At 72.5% G+C, this 1441-nt stretch carries 2 protein-coding genes and 1 pseudogene; all 3 read left to right on the top strand.

Annotation, left to right across the window (positions count from 1 at the left end; genetic code table 11):
• Positions 1–279 (top strand): annotated as a pseudogene (locus G6027_RS18605) (triacylglycerol lipase); the annotation flags it as partial.
• A 21-nt stretch (positions 280–300) separates the two neighbouring features.
• Complete coding sequence (locus tag G6027_RS04220; RefSeq protein ID WP_241726806.1) at positions 301–897, top strand: alpha/beta fold hydrolase; 597 nt, start codon at positions 301–303, stop codon at positions 895–897.
• On the top strand, positions 894–1441 hold a 548-nt coding region (locus G6027_RS04215; RefSeq protein WP_182635681.1), incomplete at its 3' end, for an alpha/beta fold hydrolase. The genes G6027_RS04220 and G6027_RS04215, both read left to right, overlap by 4 nt.

Below are 1441 nucleotides of genomic sequence, written 5' to 3'. Positions count from 1 at the left end.
GCCGCCCACGCCACGGACCCGACCGCCCGGGCCCCGCTCCCCGTGCCCTACAGCTTCCTGACCGGCGCCGCCATGGCGATCACACAGCCGGGGGCCACGCTGCCGGGCGCGAACGACTGGAACTGTCGTCCCTCGCCCGCCAAGCCCCGTCCGGTGGTCCTGGTCCACGGCACCTCCGGTGGCGCCGTGACCAACTGGGCGACCTTCGGCCCGCTGCTGCACAACGAGGGCTACTGCGTGTTCGTGCTGACCTACGGTGCGCTGCCGGGCACACCGTAGCCGGTCAACGAGCTGGGCGGGTTGTCCGACATCGCCGGGGTCTCGGTGCCGCAGGTCGGGGAGTTCGTCGACCGGGTGCTGGCGGCCACCGGGGCCCAGCAGGTCGACCTGGTGGGCCACTCTCAGGGCACCATCGTCTCGGGCCTGGTGGCGAAGGTCGGACGCCCGGGCAAGGTGCACACCGTCGCCTCGATCGCCCCGCTGTGGGAGGGCTCCGGCGGTGGTGCGCGCAGGTCGCTGGACGACGTACCGGGACTCTCGGATCAGCTGGGTCAGATTCCCGCCCTGTCCCAGATGTCCCCGGGCTCCGAGGTACTGCAGCTGTTGTGGAGCGGAGGATCGCCCTACGCCCCCGGGGTGCGGTACCTCAACGCGGTGACCCGCTACGACCAGTTGGTGACGCCCTACACCTCGGGCCTGGTGCCCGGTCCGATGACGACCAACGTGGTGATCCAGGACGAGTGCGAGCAGAACCACGCCGAGCACCTGGCCATCGCCTCCGACCCGCGTACGGCCGACTTCGTGCTCAACGCGCTCGATCCCGCCAACCCTCGTGCGCCGCGCTGCGAGGCGATCGCCCCGTACCTCGGTCCGATCCCGGTCCTTCCGGGCTCATGACTGCACGGCGGGCGGTCTCCGGTATCGCGGGACTGGTGGCGGCCGCGCTCCTCGTCGTCGTCGCCCCCGGACCGGTCACGGCGGCTCCCACCACGGCGGCTCCCACCACAGCTTTTCCCACCACGGCGTCTCCCACCACAGTGCAGGTCCCGTGGCGGTGGTGGGACGGAGCGGCCCACCAGCTCACCAACGGACTCGCGGACCCGCCCGGGATCAACCGTGACGACTGCCGGCCGAGTGCGCGCCATCCCGTACCGGTGATCCTCGTCCACGGCACCGGGCTCAACGGCGGAAACTCGTGGGCCACCTTCGGTGCGGCACTGGCCGCCGAGGGCTACTGCGTGTGGGCGCCGACCGTCGGGGCCCCGCCCGGGCTCGGCTCCACCGGCGGGTTCGACTCGCTCACCGGTGCCTCGGCTCCCCAGCTCGCCGCCGAGATCGACCGCGTCCGCGCACTCACCGGGGCCCCGGAGGTCGACCTCGTGGGGCACTCGCAGGGGGCGATCATCGCGTCCTACGTCACCGCCACCACGCGGAGGGACGC

The organism is Dietzia sp. SLG310A2-38A2, assembly GCF_014145095.1.
Lineage (GTDB): Bacteria > Actinomycetota > Actinomycetes > Mycobacteriales > Mycobacteriaceae > Dietzia.
This window is presented reverse-complemented; position numbering and strand designations above follow the sequence as displayed.